Origin of the sequence: Corynebacterium sp. KPL2850, assembly GCF_040225855.1 — a bacterium.
Taxonomy (GTDB): Bacteria; Actinomycetota; Actinomycetes; order Mycobacteriales; family Mycobacteriaceae; genus Corynebacterium.
In genome coordinates this window covers 1-1,315 of sequence record NZ_JBEHFV010000072.1, presented here as the reverse complement: position 1 = coordinate 1,315, position 1,315 = coordinate 1, and the positions used below count along the sequence as shown (strand labels likewise).

Sequence of the window (1,315 nt, the reverse complement as noted above, 5' to 3'; positions counted from 1 at the left end):
GGTCTTGCGTGGCATGGTGGAAAGGTACCTCACTTCCCCAGCGAGATGCTGGTTTCAAGGTGTCCACCATCTGGGGGGGTCAGGTCCGGCAAACCCCTGTGGATAGCCAGCCCGGTATCGGTAAATATGCGCAAGCTGTTTTAGGCAAAAAGAAAGCGCCCCAGAGGGCGCTATTTCTCTGTGTTTGGTTTAGTCGAGTTCGGGGCGCGGTGGCTTCTGCTGAACTGATGGGGAGGTTTTAGTGACTGTAACACCGTCGGTGCTGGCTTCAATTCCTGCAGCGGGCCACACCATCGTTAATTCAACAATGGCTTTTTAATCTCAGCGCGGAAGTGTGCCCAGTCTTGGCCTGTTCGTAGAATCTTGGTGGCGAAGTTTGCGGCGATCAAGTCCCAGGTGAAAGTGTAGGCGTCGCGGTTGTTTTTCGCCAGCCAGTACTGCTTTACCGTGAGCCAGAGATAAAGGTCCATTGCTCGTGGTTTGTTGAGCTCGCGCAGTACATTGAGGTCGATGGGAATGGGTGCTTCGGCAATGTGCTTGAAGAACTGGGGAGTGAGGACAAGTTCTGATTCCATGAAGCTGCCCGGGTTAGGATCGCGTGGGTCGAACCAGAGATTCCAGTCTTCGAGACTTTGGGTGTTGCGACCCCGTGCGTGAACCCCGTCGCCGCTTTGGACAGTGATGAAAGAGCCAGCGATGCGTAGGAGTTGTTCGCGGATATTTCTTAGGTTTCCGGTTGCTCCTCCGGTGCCGCGTCCGGTGACGCCGATTGCTTGAAGGAAGTGGCTCATTGAATGGTCTAGCGGGATGCGTAGGGCTTCTTCATGGGTGCTTTTGCCTTCTTTGAGGCGTCTAGCATTAGCTACGGCGCGGGTGATGATGTAGGCCATGATGAGCTGCGGGTACTTGCCGTAGGGGACTCCGCGTTGGGAAAGAATGGTGATTGTTCCCTGTGGGGTTTAGACGGTGCGGTTGTTTCCCTCGGTTTTGCGGTAAGGGAAGAGCGCTTGGACGAAGAGTTTGGAGGTGTAGCCGACGTCTTGGGTTTGGAGGAGTTCTTGTGTGGCGTCGTATTCTTGCCGGCGGGCTAGTTCTTTGACCGCTTCGAGCTTGGCGCGTGGGGTTGCCCGCAAATCGTGGACACGTAGTAGAGCTACCTCGTGGTTAGGCAGCTATTTTTTCTTCGTTTTTGGTTTGGGTGATGTGGTTCTCGAAATCGACGGGGCTGACCATCCCGAGTGAGGTTACCCTCGTTTAGTGGACACCCTATTAGTACGGATCTTGTGTCCGTAGGAGAGGATGTTCATTGTGAGTT

The 1,315-nt window shown here is 54.4% G+C and carries 3 protein-coding genes; 1 reads left to right on the top strand and 2 read right to left on the bottom strand.

The genetic code is table 11. The features are described 5' to 3' along the window. A partial coding sequence (locus ABRP93_RS11610) for a hypothetical protein (protein ID WP_349888021.1) occupies positions 1–242 on the top strand: 242 nt, incomplete at its 5' end. A 54-nt stretch (positions 243–296) separates the two neighbouring features. Here the strand turns inward: ABRP93_RS11610 and ABRP93_RS11605 are convergent. Together ABRP93_RS11605 and ABRP93_RS11600 are read right to left on the bottom strand one after the other, a co-directional pair. After that, positions 297–890, bottom strand: a complete 594-nt coding sequence (locus ABRP93_RS11605; RefSeq protein WP_349868771.1) for a replication protein RepA — start codon at positions 888–890, stop codon at positions 297–299. Positions 891–959: 69 nt separating this feature from the next. Beyond that, a complete protein-coding gene (locus tag ABRP93_RS11600) occupies positions 960–1,133 on the bottom strand; it encodes a hypothetical protein (RefSeq protein ID WP_349853822.1) in 174 nt (57 codons plus the stop codon). Positions 1,134–1,315: the final 182 nt, after the last annotated feature.